This is a genomic window from Actinoplanes palleronii (genome assembly GCF_016862315.1).
GTDB classification, from domain to species: Bacteria; Actinomycetota; Actinomycetes; order Mycobacteriales; family Micromonosporaceae; genus Actinoplanes; species Actinoplanes palleronii.
This window is the reverse complement of the sequence record NZ_BOMS01000045.1, coordinates 45302-61611: the sequence shown is the minus strand read 5'-3', so window position 1 is coordinate 61611 and position 16310 is coordinate 45302. Positions and strand designations below refer to the sequence as shown.

Genomic DNA, 16310 nt, shown 5'->3' with positions numbered 1-16310 from the left:
GCCCATAAGCTGACGCGATGCCGAACCGCATGTCCTGGCTCAACGAACCGCCGTCCTGGTCCGACGAGGCCGGCGTGATCCGCGTCGTCACCGGGTTGAAGACGGACTTCTGGCGCCGCACCTTCTACGGCTACGTCACCGACAACGGGCACTTCTACCACCGCCCGGTCACCGGTGACTTCACCGCCGAGGTGGTGGTCTCCGCCGGGCACTCCGCGCTGTTCGACCAGGCCGGGCTGATGCTGCGCGCCGACGAGCGCACCTGGCTGAAGACCGGTCTCGAGGTCACCTCCGGCGCCGTGCAGCTGAGCACCGTGCTGACCCGCGACGACTCCGACCTGTCGGTCGTGCCGGTGCCCGAGCACCGCGACGAGCTCGCCCTGCGCCTGACCCGCTTCGGCTCCGCGGTCTGCGTGCACCGAGCCGCACCCGACGGCATCTGGCAGCTGATCCGTCTCGGACACCTGGACCTGCCGGAAACCCTCGACGTCGGCGTCATGTGCTGCTCACCCGAGCGCGCCGGGCTCGAGGTCATGTTCCGCGACTTCCGGATCGGCCCGCCGATCCCCCGCGCCAACCTGGAGTGATCAGCACCTTCTCGAAGGCGAGCTGGTTGTACGGCGAGTCGCTGTAGTCGTCGATCGGCAGGTAACCGGCCCCGCGGTACAGCGCGATCGCCTCGGTCAGCGCCGCGTGGGTACCCAGCCGCACCGCGGTGATCCCGTGCGCCGCGGCATCCGCCTCGAGGGCTGCCAGCAGCCGACGACCGAGCCCGAGCCCGCGCGCCTCGGCGGCGACCCACAGGTGGCGCAGCTCGGCGGTCCCCGGGGCCAGCCGGGTCCACAGACCACAGCCGATCGTGTGATCGTTCTCGGTCGCCAGCAGCATCGTGCCGTCGACGTCGCCGGGCGCGGTCAGCGTCGCCGGGTCATAGCCCTCCGGGAACCGTTCGGCGAGCTCCACCGCGTACCGGAGCAGGCTTGTGCGGGCCTGAGTGGCGGCCGGATCGACCGGAGCGATCACCGTGCCGGCCAGCCGCAGCAGCCGGTGGACCGTCGCCTGGGCGGCGACCAGCTCGGCCCGCTGCTCCGCGGTGAGGTTCCCGAGCGCGTCGGTGACCGCCCGGCGGGATCGTTCGTCCAGGTCAGCGCGTTCCCGGCGGCCGGTCTCGGTCAGTGCGGCGACCCGGGCGCGGCCGTCCGCCGGGTGCGGGCCGACCCGCACCAGGTTGTGGTCCTCGAGGGTACGCAGCAGCCGGCTCAGGTACCCGGCGTCCAGACCGAGCCGGGCGCGCAGGTCCCGCAGGTCGGCCCGGTCCCCGATCTCGTAGAGCAGCCGGGCCGGCCCGAGCGGGCGGTCCTGGTCCAGGTAGCGGTCGGTGAGCAGGCCGAGGTGCTGGGTGTAGAAGCGGTTGAAGGCGCGGATCCGCTCGATCTCGTCCACCCGCCCCACGATAGTTGACTCAGGTCAGAGAAATCCGCGTGTTACCGTGTCGGCGAGCCCCGGATGGGCCGACACGATGGAGGCGGCAACTTCACGCCACCGCTGAGCGCTGCGCTCTCGGTCGGTCCTATCCGGATTTCTGTGCCTCCCATTCCCCACCGCGCTGGTATCCGGGCTGTTGCCGCCTCCGTCGTCCGCACTGACGACGAGAGGAATGCATGACCATCAACACCACCAGCACCGCCCGGCGGGACCACGCCGACGGTGCGCTCGACATCACCACCTACCCCGCCGACCGGCGCTTCACCGGGCCACGCCCGGCCGTGCTGGTGTTCCCGGGCGGCGGGTACCGGTTCCACGCCGAGCACGAGGGCGAGGGCTACGCCCGCTGGCTGAGCGGGATCGGACTGCACGCGTTCGTGCTGCGGTACCCGCTGATGACCGACCACCGCTTCCCCGCGCCGCTGGAGGCCGGCCGCGCCGCCCTGGACTGGATCCGGGCCGGCGAGCACGGCCTCGACGTCGGCGAGCACGTCGGTGTGATCGGCTCCAGCGCCGGCGGGCACATCGCCGGGCTGCTGGCGACCGGCACGGTGATGTCCGCGGAACGGCTCGACGCCGCGCCGCCGCGGCCGGACTTCGCGATCCTCGCCTACGCGGTGGCGGATCTGCACCTGCTGCCGGACGCGCCGGTCTCGTTCGTGCTGGACGGGCGGATGGCGTTGCGCGACGAGCTCTCCCCGGCCCGGAACATCGACGCCGCGACCTGCCCGACGTTCCTCTGGGCGACCGCCGAGGACCCGCCCGGGTTCCCCAACGCCCTGGCCTACGCGTCCGCCCTGTTCGCCGCCGACATCCCGGTGGAGCTGCACATCTACCCGCACGGGCAGCACGGACTGGGCCTGGCGAACGGTGTCGCGTACGGCGACCACGGCGAGATCCACATTCCGCACACCGCGCGCTGGGCGGAGAACTGCGCGGCCTGGCTCAGCGCGGAGGGTTTCCTGGCGTCGTGACGAACCGGGCTTGAACCCGACGTCGCGTCAGGTCATACCGTCGACGGCGTACCCCGGAAAGGAGGGTTCGGTGGACGAGTCCCCACGCCAATGGCGGGTCGGTGAGCTGGCCCGGGCCACCCGTGTGACGGTCCGGGCGCTGCACCACTACGACCGGCTCGGTCTGCTCGTGCCGTCGGCCCGCACCGCGGGCGGGCATCGCTGCTACACCGGCGCGGACGTGCGCCGGTTGCACGTGATCCTGGCGCTGCGCGGGTTCGGGCTGAGCCTGGCCGAGATCCGCGACACGCTCGGCGCGGCGTCCGGTGACCCGGTCGGGTTGCTGCGCCGGCAGCTCGCCGAGACCGAGGAACGGATCCGGCGCGGGATGAGCCTGCGGGCCCGCCTGCACGGGGTGCTCGGCGCGCTCGACCGGATGGCCGAGCCGTCGACGTCCGAGTTCGTCCAGTTGATCGAGGAGATGGTCACCATGGATCAGCCACTCACCCCGGAACAGCTCGCCGAGATGCAGCGCCGGCGGCAGGAGTACGCCGCCACGCTGACCCCGCAGGAGCTGACCGCCATGCGGGAACGGCGCTCGGCGGCGCTGGCCGCGATGACGCCGGAGCAGGTCGAGGCGATGCAGGCACAGCGCGCCCGCCACCTGCCGCCGACCGGCTGAGAGCCGCGGGCCGGCCGAGTGCCGCACCGGCCGTGGCTGGTCCGTCCGGGTGTTCCGGAGCACCCAGACGGACCAGCTGTCTGGCAGGGCGGCATTGACCGACGACAAGATGACGGGCATGCAGTTGCGGCATGCCCCACGACGTCCGGCGCCCCCGCCGGTGACGGACGACGACGACTACGTCAGCGCGGGCGGTCTCGCCGAGCGGGGCTGGACCGTGGCGGCGATCCGCCGGTTCCTCGGCGCACCCGACCTCACCGAGCCGGGCCCGGTGTTCCGCCCGGCCCCGATGCTGTTGTTCGATCTGGCCCGGGTGGTCGCGGCCGAGGAGACCGAGCAGTGGCGGCGATGGCGCGAGCAGTCGGTGCTGCGCGCCGCCCGCGGCCGGGCGATCACCGAGGGCCGCCGGGCCGCGCTGCTGGCCGAGGTCGCCGCGCTCGACATCCGGGTGCCGATCCTGGACACCGCGAAACTGGCCCGGCTGGCGGTCGCCCACCGCAACCGGCTCGACCGGCAACGGTCGGCGGACCTCGGCCAGGCCCCCGATCCGGCGACCGCGGACACCGTCGAGCCGGCCACCCTGCACCGCTGGATGGTCGACTACCTGCGCCAGGAGACCACGGTCTACGACGCGGTGCTCGACGGGCTCTACGCCCGGGTGGGCCGGGCCGAGGCCACCGCCGCGATCCGCGACACCGTTTACGCGGTGATCGCTGCCACCTACCCGCACCTGGCCGGCGAGGCGCGCCGGCAGGTCGCCGACCGCGGCTCCCCCGCCGTACCGAACAATCGCGGACCTGGATGGCCGCCCGCCACGACGTGATCAACTACCTTGAGTGATCGAATCGTGGCGTGGCGTTATCCGATATAGCTAAGATAAGCGCCATGGCAGCGTCGACGAGGGTCACGAGCCCGCTGCTGGACGTCCTGGAAGTGTTCCTGAGCGCCTGGCAGGACGACGACCGCGGCGTCCACGGCTGGGCGATCATGAAAGAGACGAAGCGGTCCGGTCCCACCGTCTACGGTGTCCTCGACCGGATCGAGACCGCCGAGTGGATCACCGGCGAGTGGGATCCGGATTCCGCTCCGGGCCGGCCCCGGCGGCGGCTGTACCGGCTGACGCCCAACGGCCGGATCGAGGCGGCCCGGCTGATCGCCGAGCGGCGCCCGGCAGCCTCCGGCATCCACGCCGTGCTCACCCGGCTGGGGTTGTCCCGCTGGTCACCGGCGTTCGGCGGCGGGTCGCGATGAGCGGGAACGGGATCACGGTGGCCGTGCTCGGCCTGATCTCCGGCCTCGCGATCAACGAGATGTCCGATGTCTCGCCGTGGCTGGCCCGGGTGGTGATCCGCAAGTCGGCGCACCTGCGGTACGGCGACACCCCGCGCGCCGAGGTCCGCGCCGAGGAGCTGCAGGCGCTGGTCACCGACGACCGGCCGGGCAAGCTGCTCAAGCTGATCACCGCGCTTGGCTTTCTGGTCAGGGCCATCCCCGCCTGGCTGCGGCGTGAGCTGACCGTGCAGCCGTATGCGGAGGACGCCGACGAGGTCGACCCGAGCGATCTGGTGGCGATGCGGCTCTTCCCCACCGAGCGCTACCGCGGCGAGTGGACACATCACTGGATCCGCCCGGTGAAGAGCATCGCGGCCGCTGCCGCCATCGCCACGCTGGCTGTCGTGGCGGCATTCCGGCAGTGGGACGGAACGCTCGAGACGGTCGCGGTCACCGTGATCCCGGTGCTCTTCGTCCTGCGGGCCGGCCACCGGGTGCTGGACTGGCGTTTCGCCCGGTTCGTCATCACGAACAAGCGGCTGATGGTGACGTCGGGCGTGCTCAGCCGACGAGTGTCGATGCTCCCGCTGCTGCGGGTCACCGACATGAAATACACCCAGTCGATGACCGGACGCCTGCTCGACTACGGCACGTTCACCCTGGAGTCCGCCGGGCGGGGCCGCGGGATGCGGTCGGTCAAGGACATTCCGAACCCGTCGGAAATCTACCTGCGTGTGGTAGAGGAGATGTATGAGCCGGCCGCCGTCGAGGCTCGGCTGGGAATCGACGAAGCGCCCGCCGAGCTGCGGCAACGGCTGATCGACCACCTCGAGCACCTCCCGGAGCGACAGCTGAAGGCCCTCGCGGCGCTGCTCGACCTCGACGAGGACGACGACCCCGAAGAACTCGACGAATGAGAACAGCCCGGAACCCCCAGGGGCTCCGGGCCACAGACACGTCTCAGGCGACGGTGAGCTTGACCTCGACGTTGCCGCGGGTCGCGTTCGAGTACGGGCACAGCTGGTGCGCGGCCTCGAGCACCGCGGTCGCCTGCTCCTCGCTCAGCCCGGGCAGCTCGGCCTCGATCTCGACCGACAGGCCGAAACCGCCGCTGGGCAGCTGGCCGATGCCGACGTCGACGGTGATCGCGGTGTCGGTCAGGGTGACCTTCTGCGCGCTGGCGACCCGCTTGAGGGCGCTGTGGAAACAGGCGGCGTAACCGGCCGCGAACAGCTGCTCCGGGTTGGTCAGCGCACCGCCGGGGCCACCCATCTCCTTCGGGATGGCCAGGTCGAACTCGAGCACGCCGTCGCTGGAGCGGACGTGACCGTTGCGGCCGTCACCGGTAGCGGTGGCAGAGGCGGTGTAGATCGCGGTCATGCGGGGGTCACCTTTCTAGGGGATTCGTCGAGCGCCGAGGTTCCGCGGGCGCGGAGCAACAGCTGGTTCAGCTGGGTCAGCTCGTCGACCGTGAGGTTGATCGAGCAGAGCAGAGCCTGGGTGAGGTCACCGATCTCGTCGCGCAGCGCCTGGCCGGCGCCGGTGAGGGTGATCAGGACGGTGCGCTCGTCGTCGGCGCCCCGGGTGCGGACCAGGTGGCCCTGCGCCTCGAGGCGTTTCAGCAGCGGCGAGAGGGTGCCGCTGTCGAGCTGGAGCGTGCGGCCGAGGTCACGGACCGTGGTCGAACCGTCGTGCCAGAGCACCCGCAACACCAGGTACTGCGGATACGTCAGGCCGTGCGGGTCCAGCAGCGGCCGATACAGCCCGGTCATGGATCGGCTGGCCGCATAGAGCTGGAAGCAGATCATCTCGTCCAGTGCCGTGCTCTCCGCCATGCCCAGAACAGTAGCGCGCAATTCAGTTGTGCACAACTGAATGGTGGCGTGGGCCACCACCCCATGTGATCATCGCGAGATGCCGGTCATCCGCTTCCTGAAGCTCTCGCCCGCTGTCCTGACCGCTCTCATCGACGGCGACCTGGACGCCGCGAGCAAAGCCGCCGAGACGCCGCTGAGTCAGTTCCTGGTCGACGAGAACTGGCTGTGGCGCATCCGCCTGGACGACATCCACGCCGACCCGGAAGCCGCCGACTGGATCGCCCGCGCCGTGCTCGCCGACCCGGAGGGTGTCGTCGTCGGCCACGGCGGTTTCCACGGTCCCCCGGACGCCGACGGCATCGTCGAGGTCGCCTACTCGGTCGATCCGGAACACCGCCGCCGGGGTTACGCCCGCGCGATCCTGCGGGCCCTGCTCGACCGCGCCGACGCCGATCCCCGCGTCACCGGCGTCCGCGCCAGCATCCGCCCGGACAACGCCGGCTCCCGCGCCACCATCCGCGGCCTCGGCTTCCGCAAGATCGGCGAGCAGTGGGACCCGGAGGACGGCCTCGAAGACGTTTATCTCCGCCCCTGACCGCCAACCCCTATGTGGTACGCATACGGAGCGCCCGTCCGTAGGCTACGAGCCACGTCCCGCCCGTGAGGCCGCGCGACACCGCTGCCACTCCGGACCGCGGCGCGCCTCCCGCGCGCCGGCTGGCTCCCAGGGGTGCCTCACCCGTACCGAAGGACCCCTCAGAACCAGCCGGGAACCTGGCGGCGGTCAGCGGTCGAGGCTGACGACCAGCGGGCGGTGGTCGGAGACCGCCGGGTGCGGGGTGCGGACCTGGACCACCCGGCCCAGCGCCTTGTTGCCGCGCGGGTCGGCCAGCACGTGGTCGAGCTGGGTGCGCGGGAACGGGCTCGGGAACGTCGCCGCGCGGGCCAGCGGCCGCCAGCCGGTGAACGCGCGCACCGGGCCGGACGGCATGTTCAGGTCGCCGAGCAGGATCCGCGGCGCCGGCAGGGCACGCAGGGCGCGGACCGCGTGGCGCAGCTGGCGCACGTTCCAGCCGGGCACGAACGACAGGTGCGTGGTGCCGACGCTGAGCAGCCCGTGCGGAGTCTCCAGGACCGCGGCGAGCAGCACCCGCGGTTCGTCCTTGAGCAGCAGCAGACCCTGCGGGGTGAGCACCGGCGACCGCACCGGCGCGGCCGGCAGCTGGGTGATCTGCCAGCGCTGCACCGGATAGCGGGTGACCAGGGCGATCCCGTACTGCGGGTGGGCGGTGTCGGCCTCGGCGTGCCAGGGCTGCCAGATCTCGCCGGGGGTGCCGACCACCGCGGCGGCGAACCGGTGCACGGACGCACCGAGGGCCTCGGCGGCCAGCGCGGTCAGGTCGAGGTTGCCGGAGCGCGGCTGGGCCCGGTCGACCTCCTGCAGACCGAGCACGTCGGCGTCGAGGTCGGCGACCGCGGCCCGGATCCGGTCGGCGTGCACCACGCCGTCGGACAGCGACCTGCCGTGCAACAGATTGAAGGTGGCCAGACGCACACGCCGACCCTAGTCAACACGGGCACGGCCGGGCCGCCCGGCCTACCGGACCATGGCCTGGCGCAGCGCCGCCTCGGCGACCTCCGGGTGCGGGCGGCCGCGCAGGTGCCGCATCTCCCGCTGGCACGCGTCGTTCCAGCGGGACGGCGTGGACGTCTCACCCAGCGTGGTGACCAGGGTCAGCGCGAACAGACCACCGGCCAGGTCGCCACGGTCGGCGAGCTGCCGGGCGGTGGCCAGGTGCTCGTCCGCGTGGGCGCGCTCCGGGCGGGTGCCGGCGAGCTGCGCGGCCAGCCGGACCGCGAGGGTGGGGCGGGCGGCGGCCAGGTCGGCGACCTCGGCGAGCCGGGCCGGGTCCAGGTCGGCCAGGGTGAGCAGCAGCTCGGCGCCCTCACCCAGGAACCCGGGGTGCGACGCGAGCCGGCGCGCGACAGCACGCAGCGACGCGAAGCCGGCCGGGCCGCGCTCGCCCGCGGCGTGCGCCGGGCCGTGGCCCCGCGCCGCGGCCTGGTCCCGCGCCGGGCGGTGGGCCTGCGCCCAGGTCGACACGTCGGCGACGATGCGGATCACGCAGCGGCGGGCCGGGCGGTCGTGATCCCAGGTGCCCGGCTCCGGGTCCTGCCGGTCGCGGGCGGCCAGCCGGTCGACGACGGTCTCCAGCGCGCTGTACTCCGGGTCCTGCGGGACGTCCAGCAGCGCCTCGACCAGCGACTTCGGGCCGTCGCCGTACCAGGACGCCTGCGGACCGGTCCGATCCGGATCGCCGAGCACGTCGACGATCCGGGCGGTCGCCCCGGGCGCCCAGCGGAGCCACTGCCCGAGCTTGTCGAACCCCGCCCGGGAGATCTGCCGGTCCGGGCTCGCGCAGACCGCGACGACGAGCGCCGCGAACCGGGGCCGATCGGTTTCGGTCAGCTCCGCCGGGGTGACCGCGAGCAGCGCCCGCACCTCGACGGGGACCGTGGCGTGCGCCGCCTCCGTGAAGATCTCCCAGGGGATCGGCGTCGCGGTCCGCAGGGCGGTGAGGACCACGGCCCGCACGTCCGGGTGGGCGCCGGGTGCGTGCCACACCTCGGCGAGCAGGCCGGTGGCCTCCGGCGGGCCATACCGGGCGAGGATCCGGATCGCGGCCTTCCGGCTGGTCACCCCGACCGGCCCGGCCTGCGGCACGACCGAAGTATCGGGTTGTGGCGCGAGCAGGACGCCGCGCAGCAGCGCGAGCAGCGTCGGGGCGCTCACGAACCGGGCCGCGCGCTCGGCGGCCGGCAGTGCCACCCGGGCCCGGGGGCCGCCCGCATAACCGAGCAGCACCGGCAGCGCCTCGTCAGGCCGATCCGTCCACGGCAGCGCACCCAGCGCCGCCTCCGCGATCGGCACATCGGGCGCGTCCAGGAAACCGGCCAGCAGCTCACGGCCGGCCACCGGCACCCGGGCCAGGTGCTTCAGCGCCGCGACGCGCGGGCCCACCTGCAGATCCGTGTCGGCGGCGACGGCCGCCGACGCCGTGGCATAAACCCGCTGCTGCCGGGGCGTCCACCGGCGGACGTGCGTGGGCGGGCCGGTCACCAAAGGGTCGAGCAGCGTGGTGCTGTAGCCGGTCACCTCCCGCCACACCGGGGCGAACCGGATCGCCGCGGGGTCCTCGCGCAGCAGCTCGGCGACCCGGGCGGCGCGGGTGTGCGGATCGTCCAGCCACCACTTCACGGCCTCCGCGCGGATCTCCGGCGGGGACGTGGGCGCCGCCGCACGGCGCAGCAGGTCCTGCAGCTCGGGCACGTGCCGGGCCCGGGTCTGCAGCAGGTCGACCAGGCGGAACAGCTCGGCCGGGTCGGCGGTGATCCGTTTACGCAGCGTCGCGGTGAGCAGGTGCTCGGCGCCGGGTCGCAGCGGCCGGTCGACCCAGGACTCGATCGGCAGCCGGGCGATCATGCCGAGCACCCATCCGGTCACCTCGGCGCCGGGAAGCGGGTCGGTCAGCGCCCCGTAGGCCAGCTCGGCCAGCACGGTCCGGGTGCGCGAGGACAGGTCCCGGGCCTCGAGCACCGCGTCGGTGAGCTCGGTCAGCGCCGGCACCACGGCCGGCACCAGGTGCGGGATCAGCAAGGACAGCTCCTCCAGCATGGGGCGCCAGACCGCCTCGCGCTCGTTGCGCATCCGGAGCAGCCGCCGCATCACCTCGGGCTGCGCGGCCGGCTCCCGGCAGGCGACCCCGACCATCCAGTCGTACGCCTGACCCCGATCGTGGGCGTCGGCGGAGCTCAACTGCCCGTCGAGCAGCGGCAGCGCCTCGGCGGCCGGCAGGTAGCGGCTCCACCGCAGCGTGGCGTGCGGGTCCGCGGCGATCTGCGGCAGCGCCAGCACCCGGCGCACCTCCCGCACCCGGGTGCGCTCCGGCAGCACCTCGATCCGGCCCTCCCACGGCAGCTCCGCCTGCGGCGCCGCGGCGAAGACCTCGTCGCGCCGGGCCGGCGGCAACATCCGCAGGAACTGGTAGTCGAGCGCATCGACGACGACCAGGCCGTCGAGGCCCAGCCCGGCGCTCAGGTGCCGGCGCACCCGGGGCGTCACGTACCGGTAGGCGTGACCGCCCAGGTCCCGGGTGGTCAGCAGGGTCAGCACCCGAGCCGGGAACCGGGCGGCGAGCGGGGCCAGGTCCACCTCCGGCAGGGTGCCCAGGGCGTGGCGTTCCAGCAGGTCGAGCACCCGGGCCGGCTCAGCGTGCAGACATGCCCGGACCGGGGCCAGCACCGCCGCCCAGTCCGGTGTCGCGGTCAGCCGGGCGTCCACCCAGTCCAGGACCACACCGCTGTGCCGCCGGGCGAGGACCTTCCACCCGGCGATCGACGGCGCCAGGTCCGGGAGCAGCCGCGCGGCCGTCTCCGGGGTGCACGCCGCGAGCAGGGCCGCCGCCTCGTGGTCGCCGTGACGGCTGCGGACCAGACCGATCACCGCGTCACCGCTGCCGGGTCGCTGCCGCAGCAACTTCAGGATCAACTTCCGGAGTACGGGCGGAGCCTCGGCCAGCACCTCACTCCCGGTCGCCCAGCCCAGCCGGAGCGCCTGCCGGGTCGCTTCCGCCCGTACCGAAGGATCTGGATCGTGCAGGGCAGTGACCACCATCGGTCGTAAGTCGAACGCGGCGGCCGCGACCACCGCCAGGTGCCGCTCGTAGGGTCCGCCGGTCGCGAGCTCGGCGATCCGCGCACCGGGATCGTCCTGCGCGCGCAGCAGACGCAGCAGGGTGGAGATCCGTTGTGGGTAGGGCACCTGGTCGAGCGCGTCGGACAGCACCCGGGGATTGTGCCGCACAAGGTCAACGCGGCCGGGCAGGTAGCCTCCACCGGTACGGACGCGGCTATCGACGGGACGTGTGGATGTTCACCAAGGCGCTCTGCTGCACGATGATGGTGTTCATCGCCGTCGCGATGTTCGGGATGTGGCTGCAGAAGCACCGTGGCCGGAAGTGATCGTCACGCTCCTGATCGCGGCCGCGGCCGCCGGGTGGGTGGACGCGGTCGTCGGCGGGGGCGGGCTCCTGCTGCTGCCGGCGCTGCTGGTCGCCGCGCCGCAACTGCCGCTGCCGACCGCGCTCGGCACCAACAAGCTCGCCGCGATCTGCGGCACCAGCACGGCCGCGGTCACCTACGCGCGCCGCACGAAGATCGACTGGGCGGTGGCCGGGCCGTCCGCGGGACTCGCGCTGCTCTGCGCCGGGTGCGGAGCGCTGCTGGCCGGGCAGATCCCGGCGAGCGCGTACCGGCCGGTGGTGCTCGCGGTGCTGATCGCGGTCGCGGTGTTCGTGACGGTGCGCCCGGCGATGGGCCTGACCGAGCACGCGGAGAAACGCACCACGCTGCGGCGGGGGCTGGCCGTGGCGGTCGCCGGTGGGCTGGTCGCCACGTACGACGGGCTGATCGGGCCGGGCACCGGCACGTTCCTGGTGCTCGCGTTCACCACGATCGTCGGCGCGGACTTCGTGCACGGCTCCGCGATGGCGAAACTCGTCAACACCGGCACGAACCTGGGCGCGCTGATCGTGTTCGCCGCGACCGGGCACGTGGCGTGGCTGCTCGGCGCCGGGATGGCGGTCTGCAACGTCGCCGGCGCGGTGGTCGGTGCGCGGATGGCGCTGCGCAAGGGCTCCGGGTTCGTACGCATAGTGCTCTTGATCGTTGTCCTCGCCCTGATCATCAAGCTCGGCGTCGATCAGTTCAGAATGATGTGATGAGCGACGAAGCGCAGCAACTGATCGCCGAGATCGAGGACCAGGAGAAGCGGCTGGTCTTCCCGCACTTCGACGAGGCCGACGCGTGGGCCCTCGGGTCCCTGCTGGTGACGCTGGCCACCGAGCGGAACCTCCCGGTCGCGGTCGACATCCGCCGCGGCGAGCAGCAACTCTTCCACGCCGGGCTGGCCGGCTCGACCGCCGACAACGACGCGTGGATCGAGCGCAAGGTCCGGGTGGTGTACCGGTTCGCGAGTTCGTCGTTCCTGATCGGGCGGCAACTGGCGGCCAAGGGCCGGGAGCTGGGGCCGGCCATGGGGGTCGACCCGACGCTGTTCGCGGCGCACGGTGGCGCGTTCCCGGTGCGGATCGCAGGGGTCGGGGTGGTCGGGGTGGTGACCGTTTCCGGCCTGCCGCAGGCGGAGGACCACGCGCTGGTGGTCGAGGCGATCTCGACGTTCCTGGGCAGCTGATTTCTCTCTGCCGTCAGCAGATCTTTGTGGGCCGGGCCGGTTCCTCGGGGCAGGCTCGGCCCATGCGGATTCTGATCCTCGGCGGCAGCGGTTTCGTCGGTCGTGCGCTCGCTCATGAGGCGCTCGCGGCCGGCCACGACGTGACAGTGTTCAACCGCGGTCAGCGCGATCCGGTGCCGGGCACCACCACGCTGCTCGGTGACCGGCTCACCGACGGCGGTCTGGCCGCGCTCGCGACCGGCACCTGGGACGCGGTCGTCGACACCTGGTCGGCGCAGGCGTCCGCGGTGGGCACGGCCGCGGCGCTGCTGGCGGGCCGTGCGGGCCATTTCGCGTACGTCTCCAGCCGCTCGGTCTACCGCTGGCTGTCCACCGACGTGCTCACCGAGGACGCCCCGCTCACCGACCTCGACGACCCCGGTTACGCCGGCGACAAGCTGCGCGGCGAGCAGGCGACCGCGGCGTTCGGCGGCCCGGTGCTGTTCGCCCGGGCCGGCCTGATTCTCGGCCCGCATGAGGACGTCGGCCGGCTCCCGTGGTGGCTGCACCGCCTGCACCGCGGCGGCCCGACCCTGGCCCCCGGCCCGCGCGACCTGCCCCTGCAATACGTCGATGCCCGCGACCTGGCCCGGTTCCTCCTGGCCAACGTCGGGGTGACCGGCGCGTTCAACGTGGTCAGCGAGTCCGGCCACGCCACGATGGGTTCCCTGCTGGACACCGCGAACGAGGTCACCGGCGACCACGCGGACCTGCGCTGGACCGACCCGGACCGGATCCTGGCCGCCGGCGTCGAACCCTGGACCGACCTGCCGATCTGGCTCCCGCCGGGCGACAGCCACGACTTCATGCACCGCGCCGATGTGAGCAAGGCCCTGGCGGCGGGCCTGCGGTGCCGCCCGGTGCGGGAGACGGTGGCGGACACGTGGGCGTGGTTGTCGTCCCTGCCGGGCGCGGCCCCGCAGCGCACCGACCGGCCGTCGGTGGGCCTCGAACCCGCAGCAGAGGAAAAGCTGCTGCTGCCCTAGCCCCACCCCCAACAGCCCCCGGTCCCGGTCCCGGTCCCGGCTGGTCGTCAGGGGTGTGTCGCGGCGCTCGAGGCACCCCTGGCAGCCAGCCCGCACGGGGCGGCTGGGCGCCAGGGGTGTGTCCGAACGCTCGACACACCTCTGCCGCCCAGCCAGCGCGGGCCGGCTGGGCAGCAGAGGTGCTTCCGGGTACCTGAGACACCCCTGGTAGCCAGCCGGGACCCGGCGGCTGGGCGCGGTGCGACTCGTCCGGCTGGTACTGACGGCTGCCTCGGGGCACTTGAGGGGGCCGTGAGCGCCAGCCCGGCTGCGGCGGGTGCCTATTTTTGTCGCCCGGGAGCGGGGAGGAGCGCGCGCTGCGGCGTACCCGGGGATGTGCGGCATCGGGGGTCGGGACGGCCGGGAGCGGCGGGGTGGCCGTGCCCACCTACCCCGGGACGTCGGTGAGGCGCACGGCGACCGTGACCCGGCCGCGGTCGTCGCGGTGGGCGGTCGCGTGCCCCGCGCGGTCGACGCCGTCCAGCTTGACCGAGAGCGGGCCGCCGTCGCCGAGGAAGTTGCGCCACCAGGTCTTGGCGTCCGGCAGCGCCACCGCGATGAGGATGCCGCCGGTGGTGCGGCGGTACCCGATCGGGATGGTGAAGGTCCGCCCGGACCTGCGCCCGGTGTAGGTCAGCATCGCGATGCCCCGGCCGACCAGCCGCCCCCATCGAGGCGACAGGGTCAACCGGGTGACACCCCGGTTGACCAGCTGGACGAACCGCAACCGTGACAATCCCTGCTTCATGATCCGCACGGTAGTGACCCACCGGCCCCGCTCCACCGAAGTGGAACAGCCCGCCGAAATTTGCCTCACTCCCGAACGAGCGAACGAGCGAACGAGCGAACGAACGAACGAGCGAACGAGCGAACGAACGAACCGGCGACAGCAGGCCCCGGCTGGCGCTGACGGCCGTCTCACGGCCGCCGAAACAGCCGTGAGCACCAGCCGGGCGGTGGCGTCAGCGGGTGGCGAGCTCGGCGGCGACCGCGTCGGCGCCCAGCCCGATCATCCAGGTCAGCGGGGCGTCGGGCAGGTAGCCGGTCATCACCTTGGTCAGCTGCTCGCGCTGGTCGTCGGTCACGGTCGATGCGCCGGCGGCCAGGTCGGTGACCGTCTCGCGGTATTTCAGCAGGTAGCGCTGTTGATCGCGCAGCATGCCGACGTCACCCGGCGCGCCGTGCCCGGGCAGCAGCTCGCGACCGTCGAGGGCGGCCGTGAGCGTGTCCAGGCCGGCGAGCCACGCGCCGGTGTGCCCGTCAGCGGTATACGGATGGACACCGTTGAAGGCCAGATCGCCGAGGAAGACCCGATTTTCCAGTACGACGTACGAGTCCGCGTGACTCTCCGCCGCGCCGACGGTGTGCACGACGAACCGCAGCCCGCCCAGCTCCACCGCCTCCCCGTCGGCGAGCCGGTGCTCCGGGACCCGGTGCCGGTCGGGCCACTCGTCGCCGTAGACCGGCTGCCACTGGGCGCGTTTCTCGTCGGCGATCCGGGCGATCGTGGCGGCCACCTCGGCGGCCGCGTACACCGGGACGTCCGGGCCGGCCACGGTCGGCAGCCCGTTGAAGTGGTCCGGGTGCGCGTGCGTGACGAACACGCCGAGCAGCGGCTTGCGCAACGCCGTGATCCGGTCGGCGAGCGCGCGGGCGTCGGACAACAACAGGCTCGCGTCGACCAGGACGACCCCGCCGGCGGTCTCGACCAGGTAGCTGTTGACGAACAGTCCCGCCTCGGCCGCGGTGTACGTGTGGATCCGGTGTTCGGTCATGATCCGACGTTATGGCGGCGTGTCCCGACCGGACAGAAGGCACTTTCAGGTGCCCTTGAGCCAGCCGGCCCACTCCGGGATGAGCCGCAGGTTCTTGGCGGCGCCGCGGAGCCGGGCCAGGCATGCGATTGCGGACCGGGCGCGGGTGGGCGCGTCGTCGTCGCGGTGCCCGAGAGCGCGCCACAGCAGCCACTCCGCGGTGCGCAGTTGCGCTTCCACGATGCCGTGGAACAGGGCCGGGTCCGCCGGGAGGGCACGACCGCCGGCTCGTCGGTAGGCCGCGATCGTCCGTACGAAATGGTGTTTTTCGAGGAAGCCCATGGCCAGAGCCGACCGCAGGACCTCGTGTTCCGCGGTCTCCGGGCCGGCGCTGTCCCAGTCGAGCAGGACCGGACCGGTGGCCGTGATCAGCACGTTGTCGGGTTTGACATCGCGGTGTGAGGCGACCGCGGTCAGCGGCGGCCCGGGTTCGGCGACGTAGGCCAGTACCGCGGCGACGGTCGGCAACTGCTCGCGGACCTGCTGGGCGAAGGCGGTCTCGTGGCCGGCCAGCCAGTCGTGCCAGGCGTCGACCGGGTGCAGGGCGGCCAGGGCGGGCAGGTCGCCGCCGGGGCGCTGGTGCAACAGGGCGAGGGTGGCGCCGGTCCAGTCGGCGACCTCGTCACCAGGGCCGGTCGGGTGGTGCCCGTCGCACCAGTCGTGCAGCTGCCAGTGCCGCGGACCAGCGCCGGAGTCGAGCGCCACGACCAGCGGGGCGTGCCGGGCGGGCAGGCGCACCCCGGCCGCGGCGGCGGCCTGTTCGATCCGGGCCGCGGCGTGGTACTCGTCCCACCACCACCGTTCCGGCACCTCGTGGAGGCGTTTGGCGGCGTAGCGGCCGGTGGTCGTACGCAGCTCGAACAGCTCGTGCGAGATGCCACCGGCGACCGGGGTCAGCGGCCCGGTCGCCGAGCCGGCGGCGAACGCGGTGGCCAGCTCCTGGGCCGGATCGGACAGCATGCACGGAACG

General features: G+C 73.0%; 18 protein-coding genes. 10 read left to right on the top strand and 8 right to left on the bottom strand.

The features are described 5' to 3' along the window. Nucleotides 1-17: 17 nt before the first annotated feature. Nucleotides 18-587 carry a DUF1349 domain-containing protein gene (locus Apa02nite_RS16445; RefSeq protein ID WP_203825721.1) on the top strand — a complete coding sequence of 190 codons (570 nt, stop codon included), beginning with the start codon at nt 18-20 and terminating at the stop codon, nt 585-587. On the opposite strand, the gene Apa02nite_RS16440 is transcribed toward Apa02nite_RS16445, so the two are convergent. Beyond that, nucleotides 532-1443 carry a MarR family winged helix-turn-helix transcriptional regulator gene (locus tag Apa02nite_RS16440; RefSeq protein WP_203825720.1) on the bottom strand — a complete coding sequence of 304 codons (912 nt, stop codon included), beginning with the start codon at nt 1441-1443 and terminating at the stop codon, nt 532-534. The genes Apa02nite_RS16445 and Apa02nite_RS16440 overlap by 56 nt on opposite strands. 218 nt (nt 1444-1661) lie before the next feature. Between Apa02nite_RS16440 and Apa02nite_RS16435 the strand changes: the two genes are divergently transcribed. From Apa02nite_RS16435 to Apa02nite_RS16415, 5 genes are all read left to right on the top strand, one after another. After that, a complete protein-coding gene (locus tag Apa02nite_RS16435) occupies nt 1662-2459 on the top strand; it encodes an alpha/beta hydrolase (protein WP_203825719.1) in 798 nt (265 codons plus the stop codon). Between the two features lie 70 nt (nt 2460-2529). Next, nucleotides 2530-3120, top strand: coding sequence for a MerR family transcriptional regulator (locus Apa02nite_RS16430; protein WP_067695026.1), 591 nt, complete (start codon nt 2530-2532; stop codon nt 3118-3120). A 118-nt stretch (nt 3121-3238) separates the two neighbouring features. Further along, complete coding sequence (locus tag Apa02nite_RS16425) at nt 3239-3943, top strand: hypothetical protein (protein WP_203825718.1); 705 nt, start codon at nt 3239-3241, stop codon at nt 3941-3943. A 62-nt stretch (nt 3944-4005) separates the two neighbouring features. Then, nucleotides 4006-4371, top strand: coding sequence for a PadR family transcriptional regulator (locus tag Apa02nite_RS16420; RefSeq protein ID WP_203825717.1), 366 nt, complete (start codon nt 4006-4008; stop codon nt 4369-4371). Further along, a complete protein-coding gene (locus Apa02nite_RS16415) occupies nt 4368-5309 on the top strand; it encodes a PH domain-containing protein (RefSeq protein ID WP_203825716.1) in 942 nt (313 codons plus the stop codon). The genes Apa02nite_RS16420 and Apa02nite_RS16415 overlap by 4 nt, the downstream gene beginning before the upstream one ends. 43 nt (nt 5310-5352) lie before the next feature. On the opposite strand, the gene Apa02nite_RS16410 is transcribed toward Apa02nite_RS16415, so the two are convergent. Together Apa02nite_RS16410 and Apa02nite_RS16405 are read right to left on the bottom strand one after the other, a co-directional pair. Next, complete coding sequence (locus Apa02nite_RS16410; RefSeq protein ID WP_067695030.1) at nt 5353-5772, bottom strand: organic hydroperoxide resistance protein; 420 nt, start codon at nt 5770-5772, stop codon at nt 5353-5355. After that, on the bottom strand, nt 5769-6227 hold the full coding sequence (locus tag Apa02nite_RS16405; RefSeq protein ID WP_203825715.1) for a MarR family winged helix-turn-helix transcriptional regulator: 459 nt from the start codon (nt 6225-6227) through the stop codon (nt 5769-5771). The genes Apa02nite_RS16410 and Apa02nite_RS16405 overlap by 4 nt, the downstream gene beginning before the upstream one ends. A gap of 79 nt (nt 6228-6306) precedes the next feature. On the opposite strand from Apa02nite_RS16405, the gene Apa02nite_RS16400 reads away from it, so the two are divergent. Next, a complete protein-coding gene (locus Apa02nite_RS16400) occupies nt 6307-6804 on the top strand; it encodes a GNAT family N-acetyltransferase (RefSeq protein ID WP_203825714.1) in 498 nt (165 codons plus the stop codon). 189 nt (nt 6805-6993) lie between these two features. Here the strand turns inward: Apa02nite_RS16400 and Apa02nite_RS16395 are convergent, their stop codons facing one another. Continuing rightward, nucleotides 6994-7764, bottom strand: a complete 771-nt coding sequence (locus Apa02nite_RS16395; protein ID WP_203825713.1) for an endonuclease/exonuclease/phosphatase family protein — start codon at nt 7762-7764, stop codon at nt 6994-6996. A 42-nt stretch (nt 7765-7806) separates the two neighbouring features. Next, complete coding sequence (locus Apa02nite_RS16390) at nt 7807-11055, bottom strand: hypothetical protein (protein WP_203825712.1); 3249 nt, start codon at nt 11053-11055, stop codon at nt 7807-7809. 172 nt (nt 11056-11227) lie between these two features. Here Apa02nite_RS16390 and Apa02nite_RS16385 point away from each other — a divergent pair, with 172 nt between their 5' ends. The 3 genes from Apa02nite_RS16385 to Apa02nite_RS16375 all read left to right on the top strand — a co-directional run bounded on the left by Apa02nite_RS16385 (nt 11228) and on the right by Apa02nite_RS16375 (nt 13487). Next, entirely contained in the window at nt 11228-11989 is a 762-nt protein-coding gene (locus Apa02nite_RS16385; protein WP_083971635.1) for a sulfite exporter TauE/SafE family protein, read from the top strand. Beyond that, entirely contained in the window at nt 11989-12462 is a 474-nt protein-coding gene (locus tag Apa02nite_RS16380) for a heme-degrading domain-containing protein (protein ID WP_203825711.1), read from the top strand. The genes Apa02nite_RS16385 and Apa02nite_RS16380 overlap by 1 nt, the downstream gene beginning before the upstream one ends. 62 nt (nt 12463-12524) lie before the next feature. Next, entirely contained in the window at nt 12525-13487 is a 963-nt protein-coding gene (locus tag Apa02nite_RS16375) for an NAD-dependent epimerase/dehydratase family protein (RefSeq protein ID WP_203825710.1), read from the top strand. Between the two features lie 427 nt (nt 13488-13914). Here the strand turns inward: Apa02nite_RS16375 and Apa02nite_RS16370 are convergent, their stop codons facing one another. From Apa02nite_RS16370 to Apa02nite_RS16360, 3 genes are all read right to left on the bottom strand, one after another. Continuing rightward, nucleotides 13915-14274 (bottom strand): PNPOx family protein, encoded by a 360-nt coding sequence (locus Apa02nite_RS16370; protein ID WP_203825709.1) that lies wholly within the window; start codon nt 14272-14274, stop codon nt 13915-13917. Nucleotides 14275-14488: 214 nt separating this feature from the next. Then, on the bottom strand, nt 14489-15301 hold the full coding sequence (locus Apa02nite_RS16365; RefSeq protein WP_203825708.1) for an MBL fold metallo-hydrolase: 813 nt from the start codon (nt 15299-15301) through the stop codon (nt 14489-14491). A 45-nt stretch (nt 15302-15346) separates the two neighbouring features. After that, a complete protein-coding gene (locus tag Apa02nite_RS16360) occupies nt 15347-16300 on the bottom strand; it encodes an aminoglycoside phosphotransferase/kinase family protein (RefSeq protein WP_203825707.1) in 954 nt (317 codons plus the stop codon). Nucleotides 16301-16310 lie beyond the last annotated feature (10 nt).